Source organism: Mucilaginibacter sp. PAMC 26640 (assembly GCA_001596135.1).
Lineage (GTDB): Bacteria > Bacteroidota > Bacteroidia > Sphingobacteriales > Sphingobacteriaceae > Mucilaginibacter.
Genome location: CP014773.1, coordinates 4954827 through 4972969 on the forward strand (window position 1 = coordinate 4954827; position 18143 = coordinate 4972969).

The 18143-nt window shown below is 43.2% G+C and carries 18 protein-coding genes; 7 read left to right on the plus strand and 11 right to left on the minus strand.

Features of this window, described 5'->3' with window-relative positions; all coding sequences use genetic code 11:
• Positions 1–152: 152 nt before the first annotated feature.
• Together A0256_21320 and A0256_21325 are read left to right on the plus strand one after the other, a co-directional pair.
• Positions 153–3173 (plus strand): multidrug transporter, encoded by a 3021-nt coding sequence (locus A0256_21320; protein ID AMR33794.1) that lies wholly within the window; start codon positions 153–155, stop codon positions 3171–3173.
• A gap of 252 nt (positions 3174–3425) precedes the next feature.
• On the plus strand, positions 3426–3623 hold the full coding sequence (locus tag A0256_21325; GenBank protein ID AMR33795.1) for a hypothetical protein: 198 nt from the start codon (positions 3426–3428) through the stop codon (positions 3621–3623).
• A 145-nt stretch (positions 3624–3768) separates the two neighbouring features.
• Here A0256_21325 and A0256_21330 read toward each other — a convergent pair whose 3' ends face one another.
• Positions 3769–3987: a hypothetical protein gene (locus A0256_21330; GenBank protein ID AMR33796.1), complete on the minus strand. Its 219-nt coding sequence runs from the start codon at positions 3985–3987 to the stop codon at positions 3769–3771.
• 259 nt (positions 3988–4246) lie between these two features.
• Between A0256_21330 and A0256_21335 the strand changes: the two genes are divergently transcribed.
• The 3 genes from A0256_21335 (at position 4247) to A0256_21345 (ending at position 6315) form a co-directional block, all read left to right on the plus strand.
• Positions 4247–5023 carry a DNA-formamidopyrimidine glycosylase gene (locus A0256_21335; protein AMR33797.1) on the plus strand — a complete coding sequence of 259 codons (777 nt, stop codon included), beginning with the start codon at positions 4247–4249 and terminating at the stop codon, positions 5021–5023.
• Between the two features lie 477 nt (positions 5024–5500).
• Positions 5501–5989, plus strand: a complete 489-nt coding sequence (locus A0256_21340) for a hypothetical protein (GenBank protein ID AMR33798.1) — start codon at positions 5501–5503, stop codon at positions 5987–5989.
• Positions 5990–5991: 2 nt separating this feature from the next.
• On the plus strand, positions 5992–6315 hold the full coding sequence (locus A0256_21345) for a hypothetical protein (protein ID AMR33799.1): 324 nt from the start codon (positions 5992–5994) through the stop codon (positions 6313–6315).
• A gap of 88 nt (positions 6316–6403) precedes the next feature.
• Here A0256_21345 and A0256_21350 read toward each other — a convergent pair whose 3' ends face one another.
• The 8 genes from A0256_21350 to A0256_21385 all read right to left on the minus strand — a co-directional run bounded on the left by A0256_21350 (position 6404) and on the right by A0256_21385 (position 13441).
• Positions 6404–6793 (minus strand): hypothetical protein, encoded by a 390-nt coding sequence (locus A0256_21350; GenBank protein ID AMR33800.1) that lies wholly within the window; start codon positions 6791–6793, stop codon positions 6404–6406.
• Between the two features lie 39 nt (positions 6794–6832).
• On the minus strand, positions 6833–7468 hold the full coding sequence (locus A0256_21355) for a hypothetical protein (GenBank protein AMR33801.1): 636 nt from the start codon (positions 7466–7468) through the stop codon (positions 6833–6835).
• Between the two features lie 114 nt (positions 7469–7582).
• The gene (locus A0256_21360) at positions 7583–9247 is read right to left on the minus strand and encodes a hypothetical protein (protein ID AMR33802.1); all 1665 of its coding nucleotides are present in this window, start codon (positions 9245–9247) and stop codon (positions 7583–7585) included.
• 5 nt (positions 9248–9252) lie between these two features.
• On the minus strand, positions 9253–9579 hold the full coding sequence (locus A0256_21365) for a circadian clock protein KaiB (GenBank protein ID AMR33803.1): 327 nt from the start codon (positions 9577–9579) through the stop codon (positions 9253–9255).
• 15 nt (positions 9580–9594) lie between these two features.
• Positions 9595–9888 (minus strand): circadian clock protein KaiB, encoded by a 294-nt coding sequence (locus A0256_21370; protein ID AMR33804.1) that lies wholly within the window; start codon positions 9886–9888, stop codon positions 9595–9597.
• 2 nt (positions 9889–9890) lie between these two features.
• Positions 9891–11627, minus strand: a complete 1737-nt coding sequence (locus tag A0256_21375; GenBank protein AMR33805.1) for a KaiC 1 — start codon at positions 11625–11627, stop codon at positions 9891–9893.
• A 610-nt stretch (positions 11628–12237) separates the two neighbouring features.
• A complete protein-coding gene (locus A0256_21380; protein AMR33806.1) occupies positions 12238–12987 on the minus strand; it encodes a hypothetical protein in 750 nt (249 codons plus the stop codon).
• A complete protein-coding gene (locus A0256_21385) occupies positions 12956–13441 on the minus strand; it encodes a hypothetical protein (GenBank protein AMR33807.1) in 486 nt (161 codons plus the stop codon). Before A0256_21385 ends, A0256_21380 begins: the two co-directional genes overlap by 32 nt.
• Before the next feature lie 213 nt (positions 13442–13654).
• Between A0256_21385 and A0256_21390 the strand changes: the two genes are divergently transcribed.
• Positions 13655–16294 carry a hypothetical protein gene (locus A0256_21390; protein AMR33808.1) on the plus strand — a complete coding sequence of 880 codons (2640 nt, stop codon included), beginning with the start codon at positions 13655–13657 and terminating at the stop codon, positions 16292–16294.
• 50 nt (positions 16295–16344) lie between these two features.
• Complete coding sequence (locus A0256_21395) at positions 16345–16701, plus strand: response regulator receiver protein (protein ID AMR33809.1); 357 nt, start codon at positions 16345–16347, stop codon at positions 16699–16701.
• A gap of 89 nt (positions 16702–16790) precedes the next feature.
• Here A0256_21395 and A0256_21400 read toward each other — a convergent pair whose 3' ends face one another.
• Entirely contained in the window at positions 16791–17222 is a 432-nt protein-coding gene (locus A0256_21400; protein ID AMR34641.1) for a hypothetical protein, read from the minus strand.
• Positions 17223–17236: 14 nt separating this feature from the next.
• Positions 17237–18112, minus strand: coding sequence for an AraC family transcriptional regulator (locus A0256_21405; GenBank protein AMR33810.1), 876 nt, complete (start codon positions 18110–18112; stop codon positions 17237–17239).
• Positions 18113–18143: the final 31 nt, after the last annotated feature.

Below are 18143 nucleotides of genomic sequence, written 5' to 3' on the forward strand. Positions count from 1 at the left end.
CGCCCTGTGATGACTCAGGAAGTTGAAAAAAGGTTAACACAAATAATCGTCATCCGGTTAGCTGCTGTTAAAATTTGTTAAGCCAATACTTAATTATAAAATAAAACATATAATTACTGATATTTGCGCAGCTCATCAGCTACTCTTAGTACATGCAATACAATAAAATCAACAACCTTTTAGGCTGGCTTTGCTTTGTTATAGCCTCTACCACCTACATTTTAACTTTAGAACCATCCGTTAGCTTTTGGGATTGCGGTGAATTTATTTCCTGTGCATTCCGCTTACAGGTATCGCACCAGCCGGGCTATCCAATGTTTGCCATGCTGGGCAAGGTATTCTCTTTACTATCATTCGGTAACAATGCAAAAGTGCCTTACTTTACCAATATGCTGTCGGCTATTGCCAGTGGCGCAACGGTAATGTTTTTGTTTTGGACCATTACCGCAATGGCCAAAAAGTTGGTCAACAACCGCGAAAAGGATTTCGGGGATGCTAAAGTTTACCTTATCATGGGCGCCGGCCTAGTTGGTGCGCTTGCCTTTACTTATACCGATACCTTTTGGTTTTCGGCTGTTGAAACTATTGTATTTGCGCTTTCCTCGCTTTGTATCGCCACTATTTTTTGGGCTATATTGAAATGGGATGCCCATGCAGATGAGCCCGGTGCCGATAAATGGATAATCTTTATTGCCTATGTATTAGGCTTATCCATCGGTATCCACCTGCTAAATTTATTAACTATCCCGGCAATTGCGCTGGTTTATTACTTCCGCCGCACTAAAAAAGTTACTACCCAAAGCGCATTGGTGGCTTTCCTGATCAGCGTTGTTATTTTGGGTGTGGTACAATACGGCATCCGGGGTTACACGGTTAAATTTGCCGCCCTGTTCGATCTGTTTTTTGTAAACACACTTGGTATGGGCTTTGGTACCGGTGCAATTTTCTTTTTACTGCTGCTTATCGGCCTGATCGTTTTCGGAATCGTTTACAGCATCCGTAAGCAAAAGCCGGTACTCAACCTTATTATGCTTTGCGTGGCTTTTATCTACTTCGGTTATGGCTCGTTCGCTTACATTCCAATCCGTGCCACGGCCAACCCTGATTTAAATAACTCGCATCCGGATAATGCCTTTACCATGTATGGTTATTTAAACCGCATCCAGTATGGTGAAAACCCGCTTATAACCGGCCAGTATTATGATGCGCAGGTTACAGACCAAACCGAAGGTAATACCATTTACTGTAAAGGAGCTACTAAATACGAGGTAGCAGGCAAACGTCCAAACTACGTTTATGATCATACTACCTTTCTGCCGCGCATGTACAGCACAGATGCGCAGGACGTGAACTTTTACAAGCAATGGCTGGATATCCCCGAAGGGCAAAAACCAACCTTTGCGGATAATATGAAATGGATGTTCAGCTGGCAAATTTACCAGATGTACGCCCGTTACTTTTTATGGAACTTTGTTGGCCGCTACAACGACCAGGACGGTCAAACGAGTACCGAAGGCATTGATGGTAACTGGACTAGCGGCTGGCGCGATGGTGGCAAACACCTGCCACAATCGTTATTGCACGACCCAAGTTACACCCCGCTTTACGCCCTTCCTTTTGTTTTGGGCCTCATTGGAATGGTTTACCAGTTCCAATACAAAAAACGTGACGCCCTTATTATTACCCTGCTGTGGTTCTTCACCGGCCTGGCCGTGGTACTGTACGTTAACCAGGCAAATGTGCAGCCCCGGGAAAGGGATTATTCATACGTGGGATCGTTCTATGCCTTCGCTATCTGGATAGGACTGGCCGTGATTGCCATCGCAGACCTGATGAGCAAGAAGCTTAACACCCGCACCGCTGCGCTTATTGCTACCGTAATTTGCCTTTTTGCCGCCCCAGTGCTGATGGCCAAACAGGAATGGCGCGGACATGACCGATCTACCAAAATGACGCCGCATGATATGGCTTACAACTACCTCATCTCCTGCCCGCCCAATGCCATTTTGTTTACTTATGGCGATAATGATACTTACTCATTGTGGTACGACCAGGAAGTTGAAGGGATACGCCCGGATGTACGCATTGTTAACCTGAGCCTGTTCACCGGCGACTGGTATATTCGCCAGATGCAAAAGCCGATGAATCAAAGTGCGCCGCTGCCAATCACCATGCCTTTTGACAAGTATAAAGAAGGTGTGCGTGATGTGATCTATTACAGCGACAGCAAAATACCGGGCTACACCAGCATTAAAGATGTTTTCGATTTCATTACATCTGATGACAAAAATATGCAGGGCCAAAGCCAGGGTGGAGAATTTTTAAACTACTTGCCAACCAAAAGCTTTAAACTGGATGTAGATGTAAATGATGTGATGAAAAACCATGTGATAACGCCCGAACAGCACAGCAAACTGGCTAAAACCATGGAGTGGAAATACACATCCAATTACGTTACTAAAGAGAACCTGGCCATTTTTGATATCCTTGCACATAACAACTGGAAAAGGCCTATCTGCTTTACTACCACTATTGGTAACGAGAACCTGATAGGTTTGCAACCCTATCTGTACAAAGAAGGGTTCACTTACCGGTTATTGCCATTGCAATCAGATACCGCAAATCACGACCAACTGGGCAAGGTGAACACTGCGGTAATGTATGATAACGTAATGAACAAGTTCAAGTTTGGCAACTATAAAACAGCCAGGTACCTGGATCATGAATCTGTAAATATGTTTTACCCGGTAATGGTAACTACCTTTTTAGAACTCGCCCAAAGCCTGGAAGCCGAAGGCAAAGGTGAACTAGCTTTAAAGGTATTGCATAAGTATGATGCAGAATTACCCGACTTGAACCCGTACATTGATGTGGAAGGACGCAAAATGTATATGGCAGCCATAGCCTACCGACTAGGCGATATCACGTTAGGCAACAAGATCACCAATACAATTAACAAATACCTGAAAGACCAGCTGGATTTTAACTACAATAACCTTAAGGAAAATCAGGCGTTGTTAAACCAGCGTGATGTACAAATCAGCTTGCAAGTGCTTAATGGCCTGATAGAATATACCCAAATGGGCCACCAGGATGCGCTAAGCAAAACTTTAGCGGCGGAATTGAAGGACTACGGAACAAAATTCGCCCCGATAATGAGCCGCGGCCAGTAAGTGGTCACGCCAAAGAAAAAAGCCATCTCTTTTAAGAAAGGATGGCTTTTTTTATGGTGTTGGTATTTATTTGGGTCTTAAATAGAGTGCGGTATCCTTCAAATCGTGATTGATGATTTTAATTCATGTAGCAGAAAGTTACAGCACACTACCTCTACAGATCGCACCATTTCGCTTGCTGAGCTCCAGGGTGCGCAAACCTTTAGTGGATTTCCATTTGCCTGCTCTGGTGCCTTGAGAAGTTTGATTTACATGATCAGTCCACATTGGTTGGCCTCTCAATCGGAGAAAATACTAATAAGTACCTTTGATACTTTGCTCCTGATCACACTATTTACAGAACCTATTTTGCGCAATATGATGCTTTTATCTGCGGTGAACATTCGTGTTGGTCGTATGTATGATGACACTGGTAAACTTCCGGCTTCAAAATCTGCGGAAGTCAAATGAATGGCGTATAAATCCGCACTATTTTGACTTGTAATCTGACATAGGATGATGTCATTACCGGGAAGATCTGCTAAGACCAAAGCTGGACGCTTCTTTGAGCCTGACAAATCGGAAAAGGGAAATGGAATAACTATAACATCCTCTTTTACAAATTTTGCCATGCAGTATCTTCTTCTGGTTTAAGCCAATCTTCTGCTAAAATCTTTTCACTGGCAAAATGAGTTAATGTTGGTTCGTTAGCAAGATCTATTATTTGAGTCTCCGCTAAAGTAAACGCGATAACCTCTACCTGCTGGCCAATAAAATCTTCAGGAACATCTATTGATATCGTTTTACCTAGCGGCTTTACAATCGTTCTTACCATAATCAAAAATACAATTTTAACAAAGGTTTTTTATATGATATAACTTATTACAGGCAAATCAATTAAATTTCAGCGAAAGTAGATAAACTTAATTTTACCAATTGCCGAAATCTCTTTTTTGTTAAAAAGATAAACAATTAGAGACCCTTTTTGCAATGTTGCTTCTCTTGTAAATTTGCGTGAACCTATTCAGCAATTGCCTTTTAAATTTTCAAATCCTGCTTAACTTCAATAGGTTTGTAAGTAAACGCCCAACATCATGCCCGAATTGCCCGATCTGCAAGTCTTCAGCCGAAACCTCGATAAAAATCTGGCGGGTAAAACCGTTAAAGAAATTATCGTTCATAACGCTAAAAAATTAAACGTCAGTGAGAAAGAATTACAGAATAAGCTAGAGAAACAGAAGCTAAAACATGTTTACCGGGATGGTAAAGAACTCTACCTCAAATTCAGCACCGGCGATATATTGGCCCTGCACCTGATGCTGCACGGAAAGCTATTTTTGTTTGAAGGTGAAAATACCAACAAGTACAGTATTTTAGAACTGGTATTCGCAGATAACACCGGCCTGGTATTAACCGACTTCCAAAAGGCCGCCACGCCTACCCTCAACCCAGAAGAAAAAACAGCCCCGGACGCTGTAGATAAAAAAGCGAATTTTGCTTATCTGAAAGAAAAGCTGGGCAAGACCAAAACCAACGTAAAAACCCTTTTACTGGATCAAAGGGTTATCCGCGGTATTGGGAATGCATATGCCGATGAAATTTTATGGGATGCCAGAATTTCCCCATTCTCCACTAGTAATAAAATCCCCGAAGCGAAGGTTAAAGACCTGGTGAAATCGATCCGTTCGGTTTTGGAAAATGCCGAAAAGCAGATATTAAAGTCGAACCCAGATATTATTAACAGGGAGGTACGTGATTTTATGAAGATCCATCATGTAAAGCAGGAAGAAAGCCCAACGGGATCGGAAATTTTAATTAAAGCGGGCAGCCGTAAAACTTACTACACGGAAGAACAGGTGCTGTTTGAATAGATATGCCCCAAACATGTACTAATTAGTATCCAAATCCACGGTTTGGGAAAATTGTTCCATGTTAAAAATTTCCATCAATTTTAACTTATACATAAATACGCCCAGAGGTTGTAAGGCACAGCAATTGCAAATCGTTTGTTAACTAAAAGCTAATTAAATTTCAAACGAATATGCATTTATTAAGCACAGCTCTACACCTTTTCGTTATTGGAGCAATGGTGGCGTTTATTGTTGGTTGTACGTCTGCCCTAACGGGTTCTTATGATCATTGGGGCAACCGCTATGTTTTAAACCCACGCCGCAGCCAGCTAATTCGCCGAAAAGCAGCGCTTGTCCGTAATCACAGCTTGCAAGGAGCGAATGTTACCCCATACCGTGTAAAAAAGCCAAATAAAAATAGTAGGGTCTTCATTGCGAGAAATGCGGCATAACGTTTGACTTAGTTACCTTAATTAAGCAAAACTAAACTAAACTACTATGGGAACATTACAACATATTCAGCACCAAATTTCTGGACTGAATGATCTGATAAAGATCAATAACGATCGTACAACCAGCTATCACAAGGCAATTTTGGACACACAGGATGCTAGTTTAAAATCGGTGTTTGAATCATACGCTGACCAAGGCAAAGGTTATGTTAACGAATTGAACGATTATATTCATCAATTGGGTGGTTCGCCTACCGACGGTACTACATTATCCGGAAAGTTAACACACACCTGGATGGATGTTAAAGCTGCCTTGGGTACGCCAAGCAATTTGTCTCTCTTGTCAAACTGCGAACATGCAGAAGATATTGCTAAATCAGCCTATCGCAAAGCATTGGATGATAAAGAAATGATTTGGGAGGATGAAAAACTAGTGGGGTTATTAAACAACCATTTAGATGGACTGAAAATGGCGCATGATGCAATTAAAGCGCTTCGTGACACGGTTGCATTAAAAGAAAAACAAGAAGCTTAAAAATGGATAGTCCCGATCAATCATTTGTAAAAGCCTTCGGCCCCATACATGTACCACACAAGTATGAGGCCGGGGCTTCTTTACAGGATAATATTGTTTACGCACTTGCCCAGCTGGAGCATGCTACTGCGCCGGAGGTTGCCAATAAGATGGCAGAATTTGAGCCAGCAACTGATTTGGCAATCCACAAAAAAAACGCCCAGGAGATATTGAGCGAACTATTTGAAAAAGGCCGGATAAAAGGTGATGATAATGCCGAAAATAGAGCTTTTAATCTGAGTAAGATCTTAACTCAGAATTCCGGCAAAGCGGATGAATTATTTTAATAATATTAACCGCTTGACTATCGAAGCAAAAGCAGCTATCAGGCGTTAACTAACGGATTCCAAATATAAATTTAATTCACACCCGGGGTTACGGCGCCACCGGGGTAGCGGGTGTGGCAGTCATTACGCTATCTACCACATATTCACTTACTCCCCGCCACGGCAAGGTGTGAAGGTACTCCTTGTAATGCAGTTCCAGCACGGCACCGGCGTTATGATTTAGCTTATCAGCTACTTTCTCATCGGTTACCGAAAACATAAATTCGTTGGAGGATATATTTCCCTGGGTTTGGCTACGGATGCCACTCTGGATGAGGCGCCCTTCATAGGTTTTAAACAGATAGCCTTTTTTTACGAAATAATTCATGGTGCCTGCCTTTGTACCTTCGCCAAAAACAAAGTAGTACCGGTAATAAAAAATACCAATTAAAACTACTAACAGTACTAATCCTATTATCGTAAATATCCGGCCTTTCATATTTTATTGTTGTTTTTGTAAAGCTAACACTTGCCTGCCTTATAAGTTTAAAAAATATGTGCTTAAGGTATTAAAATCATCAAACTTGAGATCATAGTCATCGGTCTGGCCAAAACCGTAACTAACAAACACAAACGGGATCCCTGCCAGCCTGCTTTGTTCGCCATCACCGGCCGTATCGCCAATATAATATGGATTTTTAAGGTTATGCTTATCAGCAAGCAATTTGATATTGTGCTGCTTGGGCATAAAATTTACGCCGTACGCCAATTCGTCTTTAATGTGCGCATCAATTCCAGCCCAATCTATAAACTGCCGGATAACGCCTGCAGCGCAATTGCTCAGGATAAACAACTCATATTGCTCTGCGAGCAGCTTTAAGCCTTCTTTTACACCATCGTATAAAATACCGCCCATTTCCGGAATAATGATCTTACGCCTTTCGTTCACCTGGGCATAGATCTCCCATCTTTTGTCGGGCTCAAATTCTGGTAAAATTTCTGCTATTACTTTTTTGCCTTCCCAGCCAACCATCCCTGCAAGCCGTTCGCGATCCATCTGCTTATCGATGCCCAACTCTTTAAACATTACATTCCAGGAGTGCGCATAGGTATCTACGGCATCCCACAAGGTGCCATCCATATCAAAAATTAAGCTGTCGGGTTTTTTTAGCATGGTGGTGAAATTAAGAAATAAACTTAAATAGTCTATATTAACGCAAATTGAATGAAAACACAAGGTTACGAATACGTGATGCTGTATATTATTTACAATACCAGCCGCCTGCCGCTACTGATTCAACGCCGGCAATTCGATATAAAATGTAGAACCTTCTCCGAATACACTTTCTACACCAATTTTACCATTGTGGCTGCGAACGATCTCGTTAGAGATATATAAACCCATGCCTAAACCGCTGGTCATGTTCTGATTATCTTCCACGCGATAAAAACGTTCGAAGATTTTGCTCTTTTGATCTTCGGATAGTCCGATACCTTTATCCGTAACGGATATGCGTACCAGTTCTCCTTGTTTTTCGGTTTTCAGTACCACGCTCTTGTTAACGTATGAATACTTCACGGCGTTACTGATAAAATTCATCAGCACCTGCTCCAGCCGTTCCTGGTTACCTACCACCTTGTAAGATTCGGCAGCCAGATTTACAAATGAGAAACCAGGATAATTTAATACGGCATTTTCTATACACTGATTTACCAATATATTGGTATCTACCTCGCTGATAGCGTATTCCAGTCGACCAGCTTTTATCTTACTCACATCCAGAAGATCATTGATCAGGCTCTGAAGTTTATTAAGCGATCCGCCTGCTTTGGTAATATAATTTTTCACCGACTGCGGCAATTCTTCTTTTTTGTAAGCAGCCATCAATTGCAAATACCCCTTTAAACTGGTCAGGGGAGTCTTTAATTCATGACTGGCAATACCTATAAAGTCATCCTTACGCTCCATCTCGCGTTTTTGATCTTCGATATCGGTAGCGGTTCCTACCCAAAAAATTATTTCTCCCTCTTCATTCGTCAGCGGGGTGGATCTGTTCAAATGCCAGCGAAAAACGCCGTCGTGCCGGCGATAACGGTTTTCCACTTCAAACAATTCACCGGTTTTAATTGCATGTTCATGCCTTTCACTGGTGATCGCTAAATCATCCGGATGAACAGCGCTTAACCAGCCTAAACCGGTTGAAGCTGAAAAGTCAAGCCCGGTATAATCATACCAGCGCTGGTTAAATGAGCTTGCATCACCAGTGGGCAAAGTAGTCCAGGTCATTTGTACAATATTGTTGGTGAGCAACTTAAAATGCTCCCTGCTGATGGTGAGATCTTTTGTCCGCACCTTAACAATCTGCTCAAGGGATAAATTGAGTTTCTCGGTTGTTGCCCGTGCCTCTTCAAGTTGTTCGTTACGTAACTTAAGTTCTTTTTCGGTGGCTTTAAGCGTAGTGAGATCAGTGACAATTAAACTTAAGGCAGCACCACTGTCAAGTTCAAGCGTAGTACAACTAAACAGGCAGTACATATCTTCGCCACCGCCATCTTTTACGGTTATTTCTTCTTTACAATCGCCATCCCAGCTTCCGTCAATAAGTTTCTGGAGCTTAGCCTTAGATTTTCCGGGCACATAATCAAGCAGGGGGCTTCCAATGATCTCATCAAGGGGAGTCGCCGCCATTTCCGCAAAGCGGGTATTGCAATATAAAACGATGCCTTCCCGGTTAATGGTTACCGCACCTTCACTCATTTTTTCAATAAAAACACGGTAGGTTTCGTCGGCAGTTTTTAATGTATAAAGTTGATGGCCTTCTGTATTTTTTACCACCAGCGCATCAATTTGCCCCGTGCGGATTGCACTAATTGTATCTGTAGCCTCCTCCAGTTGCTGGCGCAGCTCTTCAATTTCGGCTAATAAGCTGTTATTTGAATAAGATTGTTCCATTGCAATTATTTGGTTTGAGGTATACCCAGACCTTTTAATACTTTTTCTATATCGCTCATGTCACCTATCAGGCGGCGTTCTGTGCCAGGCGCCTTATTGATCAGTAAGGGGAGTGCAATAATATCTTCATTTTGAGTCAACTCCGGCTGCTGATGAACATCTATTATTTTCAGATCATAATTTTCGTTTAGATATTGGTCGCAGATAGCTTTGATATTTTCTATCGCACGGATAGAATTTGGAGACGCCCCAATGATAAACAGCCGTAGTATATACATAGATGGCTGGCTATCATCCTCGTTAAACATAAAACTTCTTTCCTGCGCGGCCATATGTAAGCACTACAGTTAAGCGGGGCGAATGTTTAAGCCCACCAATACCTTTTCCTCGTTACTCAAATCGCCGATGATCTTCCGAATGGGCTCCGGCACTTTCCGCACTAACGTGGGGATGGCCAGGATCTGATCTCCTTCGGCTAGTTGCGGTTGCAATAGCAGGTCAATCACTTCAATACGGTACTGGCCCTGGAGGTGTTCTTCACAGTAACGCTTTAAGTTACTTAGTGCGGTAACAGATTTTGGCGTTTTACCGGCAACATAAAGCCGGAGTTCCCATTTCTTATCAATTGTTTCGTCTTCCATTACTATATTTGGGTCTCCCTGCTATTTCCGCCAAGCTCACATCTTCTTATCCTTAGTATTTCTTCCCGGTTCTGTTCTAAAATTTTCTTTTTCAATTCTTCTTCCAGATAAACTTTATTAAGTTCTTCTTCTACAGATTCGTATTCGCTATTAAGACTGGAAATCTTGGCCTCCAAAACTTTGCGTTTCCGTGCAACTTCCCTGTCCTTGCGGCTGATGGCATGAGAATGAATGGCTTCGCCGGTTTGCTCCAGCAGCATTTGTTGTTTTCGTGCCGATCCGGTAAGTACCCCGTCCGGACCGATGTATACTTCAATGAGGTTCAGCCCCTGGTCTGATATGACAAACTCGCGAACCTGGTTACTGTGTTTCATCCCACGGGCCTTCATTACATACATACCACGGTTACGCTCCCCGTTAAACTCAATATCCCGCACCAGCAGCCAGGAATCAACCAGCGATGACACACCCTCGTCGGTTTGTTCATTGACAATGGTATTGAGGGATAATGCAGTAAACATAACGGAGATCTGCTCATCCTGCAGAAAATCTATCAGCCGCACCAGCATATTTTTCACCTCACTTACCGAACCTACGTTGATGAAATTCGTTATCGGGTCAATAACCACTACCGAGGGTTTAAATTTTTTGATGATCTTATGAATCGCCACCAGGTGCATTTCTAAACCGTACATATTTGGCCTGGAGGCGTTGAACATCAAAAGCCCACTATCTACATGTCTTTTAAGATCTACCCCAATAGACCGCATGTTGCGTATGATCTGGTTGGGCGATTCCTCCATAGCAAAATAGATACATTTTTCGCCACGGTTACAGGTCTCGTTGGCAAAGTAGGCCGCCAGGCTGGTTTTACCTGTACCGGCGGTTCCCGATACCAGCGTACTGCCTCCCCGGTAAAAACCTTGACCGCCCAGCATCTCATCAAGCGCCGGTATGCCGGTAGATACCCTTTCTGTAGATACCTGTTTGGCAAGTTTAAGTGAAGTTACCGGAAGTACCGAGATCCCGTCTTCATCTATCAGGAAAGGATATTCGTTGGTGCCGTGAACGGTGCCACGGTATTTAATAATCCGCAAACGGCGGGTGGAGATCTGGTTGATCACCCTGTGGTCTAAAAAGATTACACAGTCTGATACATATTCTTCCAGTCCCTGCCGGGTAAGTCCGCTGCCTTCGCCTTTTTCTCCGGTTATAATTGCGGTAACGCCTTTTTCTTTTAAAAAACCAAAAAGCCGGCGAATTTCTGTACGCAACACCGCCTGGTTATCAAGCCCGGCAAATAAATTTTCTAACGTATCTAATACAATCCGTTTAGCTCCGATGCTATCTATAGCGTAGCCTAGGCGAATAAATAAACCTTCCAGATCGTATTCGCCGGTTTCTTCAATTTCACTTCTATCGATATGTACATGGTCAATTTTTAACTTTTTTTCTTCCTGCAGTTTTTTCAAATCAAATCCCAGTGAAGCTACATTCATCGCCAGTTCATCGGTCTTTTCTTCAAATGCAATAAAAACACCGGGTTCGTTGAACTGGATAGCGCCACGTACAATAAATTCAATCGACATTAAAGTTTTTCCGCATCCTGCCTCGCCACAGATCAGTGTTGGCCTGCCGGTTGGTAAGCCCCCTTCTGTAACTTCATCCAACCCTGCAATGCCGGTTGGGGTTTTTGGCAACGTGGGGTAGGTATTATTAATTTTATTAATCTCGCTCATTTAATTGAGAATTTTAATCGGATAGTTTCATAAAAGTATATAATATTCTGTACCAAGCAATATTCAAATCATTTGCGGCCGATAAGGTGCAGTGTACACTTGCTGCTCTAAAATATTTCAAAATAACTTCGACGACTCACAATTGTTTGATTGCTAATAATTTATTTAAAAAAATATTGCTAAAAATATTCTTAAGATCCGGATTTAAACGATTGAAAAACTTTTAAACTTAGCATTCCTTAAAGTTGTAAAATATAAACAATCATAATCGCAGCCGAGCAAGATATTATAGCCTGCTAAAAGATTCGGGGAATTATTGGAACCAATGTGCTACCCAAATGAGTTAACGCAATTCTAATGGAAATTTAACCTGAGGTGCAGTTGGTAAGGTGTAATTTTGCATACCCTACTGAATAAACATGACAGCTGAAACGACACTCATAATTAAAGCGAAAAGCCCAATATGCAGAACCTGCAGACGAACGTATGAACGCATACCCCGGGCACATTTAGTAAAAACTTTATTTTTCTGGTTGCCTGTGAAAAGGTACCGGTGTTTTAACTGTAATAAGAATAGGTATAAGTTGGCTTAGCCCGGGAAGGCTGAATTTTATTTTTGGTTTATCGGCAGCGATACAAAGAAAGATGACCCCTGATCTTTTCCTTTGCTTTCGGCCCAGATTTTACCATTATGCAATTCCACCAGTATTTTGGCGATAGAAAGGCCAAGGCCGTTACTGGTTTCTTTATTGGTGGGTGAGGCACTCAGCCGGGCAAACTTGGTAAACAGTTTTTGCATATCTGTTGGGGTGAGGCCCTGCCCCTGATCTCGAAATTCTACCACCAGGTTACCATCGATCTCGTTGGAACATACGGTGATGCTGCTCTCCGGATGAGCATACTTAATGGCGTTGCTCAGCAAATTTTCAAAAACCTCCAACATCCTGCCATTATCATATTTAACTAACGTTAAGCAATTGAGCTGCAGCAGTATCTTCTGCTGCTTCTGATCGGCAAGTACCTGCAAATTACTTACTACTTTTTTTAACAAGATTGTAGGATCCGACAATTCAAATTTCAAAAGTATTCCATCATTTTCGGATTTAGCGTTGCTAAGCAAATCGCTCAGATCCTGCATAATGCGCTTTGTTGCATTCGCAATTTTTTCAGCCATATTTTTGATAGGCTCCTGCGTGGTTTTCTGGGAGATTAAACCGGCATACAACGATATTGCTGTTAAAGGGTTTTTAATATCATGTACAGCAATATTCATTAAATCAGTTTGTACACGTACAGTATTGCGCGTGGTTTGGCGCAATTCAAGTTCATCAACAATAATTTCCGATAAATTTCTTAGCATCGACAACTGCTTTTCCGTTGCTACCCGGGGGCACCTCATCAATAACACTCACTGTTCCCAGCAAGTGGCCGTCCGGGGTTTTTATTGGTGCAGCTGCGTAAAACCGCACAACATGATCTGTTACCACCAGAGGTGTGCCCTGCAGCTTTGGTTCGAAATGAACATCGCTGATAGCTATAGGATCCACACTTAAAACAGCAAGTGTTGCAATTATTTCTTCAGGTAATTCCGGCAGCCCGGCTATGGCACCCACCTTAGCTTTAAAAAAAACCCGGTCGCGGTCAACAAAGCTCACAAAGGCGCTGGGGGTATCAAAAATCTGGGCAGCAAGCGTGGCTATCTTGTCGAAGGTTTTGTCGGCCGGGGTGTCAAGTATTTCATACTTGTAAAGTTTCCTTAGGCGCTCTTCATCATTTAGCGGGATAAGGGATACCTGTTTAAAAAACGGATCCATATGTTATAATTAAACGTAACTAAGTAGTATAATAAGGTGTATAAATGTATGTCAAATAATCAGCATACTTACTACTAGCCGTTGTAAAATAAATACATTTATGTTGCGGGACTTACGACGAATATTGGTATACTAATGTTAAGTTTGTGGTAACATTGGAGCGTACATACTAAATGGCTGCCTTCAAACTAATTGCAAAACGTTTTAGCCGAAATGGACGATACCAGTTACCAATACTACCTCCAAAATAATTCACTCTTTAAAGTACTCATAGCTGAATCTGTTTCTCCTATCGGCCTTTACGTAGGTCGGGAGATGGTGATCAAACTGGCCAACAAATCAATCTTAAAAGTTTGGGACAGGGACGAATCCGTTATCGATAAAACTTTCCGCCAGGCTTTACCGGAACTGGAAGGCCAGGGTTTTTTTGAGCTGTTAGACCAGGTTTTTACAACCGGTACGCCGTATGAGGCGCATGGTGAACGCGTAGACCTTTATGTTGACAAGCGGCTGCAAACCTTTTATTTTAACTTCACCTATCAGCCTATAAAAAACGATGCTGGTGAGGTATGGGCCATTATGAATACGGCTACCGACGTTACCGAACTGGTAGTTACACGCCAAAAATTAGCAGAAGCAGAAGAACGGACCAGCTTTGCGCTGGAATCTGCCGGCCTGGGCACCTGGGACCTGGATCCGGTGAATGACACCGTTATATGGGATGCCCGCTGTAAACAGCTCTATGGCTTTGCTAAAGACGAGGAGGTTTTATCCTACAAAGATGTGTTAAGGCATGTTCACCCGGCCGACAAGCAGCGCATCGATAAAACCGTTCAGGATGCTTTGATACCGGAACGAGGAGGCGATTACGACAGCGAATTCCGCACTATTGGTGCGGAAGATGGCAAATTGCGCTGGTTGCGCTGCAAAGGCAAAGCCTATTTTAATGCTGATGAACGCTGTATCCGCTTTGCCGGGACAGCGCTGGATATCACGCCGGAAGTAACTGATAAAGAAGAACAGCGCAAGCTGCTTACGCTGATAGACCATAGTTCGGATTTTGTGAGCCTGTCTGATCTGGAAGGCAATGTGAGCTATGTAAACGCTGCCGGGCGAGAAATGCTTGGATTGGACGATGGCCCTGTAGCGCGCCCTAATACAGACTTTGTAATGCCCGAGGACGTTAACCGGGTGAAAGATCTGGTTGCGAAAGATCTGTTTAAATTGGGCAGATGGAGCGGCCAGGTAAATTACCGTAATTTTGAACCAGGTGAAGCTATCCCTGTTTACGGTACTACCATGCTCACTTACGATGCTATAAGCGGCGAGCCGCTGGGCAGGGCAACAATAGCGCGGGATATGCGCCGCGAACTCGCAGATAAGAAAGCATTGGTTGAAAGCGAGCAGCTTTTACAAAATATAACCAGCGCAGCACCTGCGGCTTTGTGGATGAGTGATGATAAAGGCTTAATTACTTACACTAACCAAACCTGGGAAAATTGGACCGGCCAAACCTACGAACAGACACTTGGCACCGGCTGGCTGGAAATGATCCTGCCGGAAGACCAGCTAAGGGCCGGCGAGATTTTCTTGTCAGACCTAACTGCCCGCAGACCCTACGAAGTTGATTTCAGGTTGCTTTTTAAAGATGGCAGCATCCACTGGTGCATAGCTACTGGTAACCCGCAATACGATGCCCGGGGTGAATTTACAGGCTACATAGGTGCCTGCACCGATGTTACCGAGAAAACCGCCATTGACCTGGAACTGCAGGAACGCAACACGGAACTACGCGACCAGATAAAACAATTTGAGTTTGTTACCGATTTTATGCCGGTGCAGTTGTGGACGGCTAAAACCACCGGCGAGCTGGATTATGTAAACAAACGGGGGATGGAGTTTTTTGGCCTGCCGGCCAAAGAAATTACCGGCCCCAACTGGCTACAAAATCTGCATCCGGACGATAGACTACCCTGCAGTGCTGCATGGTTATCCTCGGTAACTACGGGCCGGATGTACCAGTTTGAATTCAGGCTGCGCGATAAGGAGGGTATATACCGCTGGCACCTGGCGCGGGCCCTGCCGTTTATAAACGAGGGCAGCATTGTGAAATGGTTTGGTACCAATACCGATATTGACGAACAAAAACAAATGCAGCGCCAAAAGGATGATTTTTTGGGCATTGCCAGTCATGAGCTAAAAACCCCGGTTACCAGTATAAAGGCCTACGCACAAGTGCTGGGTGCCATGCTTAGCAAAGAAGGTGAAACCAAAAAGGCGGCGATGGTGGCGAAAATGGATTCGCAGCTAAACAGACTGACCAACCTCATTGGCGATCTGCTGGATGTAACCAAAATCAATTCCGGCAAACTGCAGTTCAACAAATCATGGTTTAATTTTAACGAGATAGTAGCCGAAAACATCCACGATCTGCAGCATACTACCCACAAGCATCGTTTAATTACTGAGTTTAACGAAACCGGCCAGATCTATTCTGATAAGGACCGCATTGGGCAGGTGATTACCAATCTTATCACCAATGCGATTAAGTATTCTCCCCATTCGGATAAGATCATTATCAGTACTAAATTAATGGGGACTGAAGTCTCTTTATGTGTACAGGATTTTGGTATCGGTATTCCGGATGATAAAAAGGACAAGGTTTTTGAACAATTTTACCGGGTAAGCGGCAGCAAACAGCACACCTTCCCCGGTTTGGGACTTGGACTCTATATTTCATCAGAAATTATTCGCCGCGAAGGCGGTAAAATGTGGGTTAACAGTGTAGAGGGAAAAGGATCCACATTTTGTTTTTCGTTACCAGTAGATGGAAACAATATTGACACACAATAATCACGAAATAACACGTTAAAATTTTAGCGTAAGCCGATCAATTGAAGAACATGAAGCAAAAGAAGATAATGATTGCAGACGATGACCCGGGAATCGTAGACGCTGTAGAAATGCTGCTGGAGTTTGAAGGGTACCAGGTAACCAGCACCGTTGACGGATCAACCGTGCTGGATATGAAAGATGAACTGCCCGACCTGCTACTATTGGACATTTGGATGAGCGGCGAAGATGGCCGCGAAATATGCAAAAAACTAAAAAGCATTAGTGCAACCAAAAACATCCCGGTGATCATGATCTCTGCCAGCCGCGACATCAAAGAATCTGCAATGGCCGCCGGTGCCGACGACTTTTTAGCAAAACCTTTTGAAATGGACGAACTGCTGAGAAAGATAGAAAGCCTCACCTAAGCCACCGGGCCGACTGCCGGACAATAAGTATTGTAACTTGAAAAGTAACAGATCTTCCTATTAAAGATCTAATATTGGATAATCGATATTTATTCTGCTCCCGGTTTCCTGGTTACCCCTTTATTCTTGTCTTCACTTCTCCAGGGCTCATAATTTAACCCTGGGGTTAGCCAATACAATAAAATTACGCGGGAATAGCGATAATTAAACGGCGATAATAAAAATATGACGCCCATTAGCACTGCCACATACAGCCATGGAGAATTGGAGCCCGTTAGGATATAGGTTGCTACGGCAGCTGTTACCATCTGGGCAACGTTAAACGCATAACTTACAAACATGGCCACGTACCAGTATCCTGGTTCTCGCTCGTAATGCAGGCCGCAATGCGAACAATTTTCATACATTTTTTGGCCGAACAACTTATAAGTAGGTGTAGCAAAAATATCGCCCCGGCGGCAACGCGGGCATTTTGAGTGGGCTATCCCACTTAGTGCAGAAATAGGTTTGGCGGTTTGCATATTGTTATCGCTAGTCATTGTTTGATCGTGTTTTTTCTGAATTCCTCCGGCGTTTGGCCAGTATGTTTTTTAAAGAATTTGGTGAAGTAGGAATTGTCTGCAAAGTTAAGCTGCGCGGCAATTGCGGTGATATTCAAATCGAGATTGACTAACAGCCGCTTGGCTTCCAGTATCACCCGGTTACGGATCACTTCCCCGGCAGGCATCCCCAGCATATCATTACATAGCGCATTTAAATGGTTAGGGGTAATATACAGCAAAGCTGCATAATCTTTCGGCATTTTAAGGCTAACAAAGTGCTTTTCGGTGAGTTTGCGAAAGCTCTGCAGCAGGGTGAAATTATAGTTGGAAATAGCTGCGGTGTCCTTAGCTTCAGTTTGCCGCGCCACGATTATAAAAAGTTGCAGCATCTGTGTTTTAATCATGTCCATTGCCAGCCTGCCCGCGTTTTCCGTCTCTGCGATCAACTGTTCAAAAATATTAAGAACATATTTTCCGCATTCGCTGTCCAGGTTGATCACTTCATCGTCAATATTGCCGCTAAAGAAAGGCAGGCTATCCAAATAATCGGGCCGCAATAAAAACGATTGGAAAAACGAGGCCGAGAAATTGATAATGTACCCATCCACCGGTTCATCAAAACTCCAGCTGTGCACCTGGCCGGGTACCATAAAGTAAATTTGATAGGGTTTTACCGGGAAACTTCTAAAATCAATAGCATGGGTGCCGCCGCCTGCTGTAAAAAATACCAGGTGATAAAAGCTGTGTTTGTGCGGCAGACTAAGGTTCTGGTGTTTTTGCAGATAGGGCGCAAAACGGCTGATCAATAGTTCCTCATGCTGATGATCAGCAAGAGAACAAATATCATAAACCGGGAACACCTTTTTCATTGATACAAAGATACCCAACAATTACCCGCAC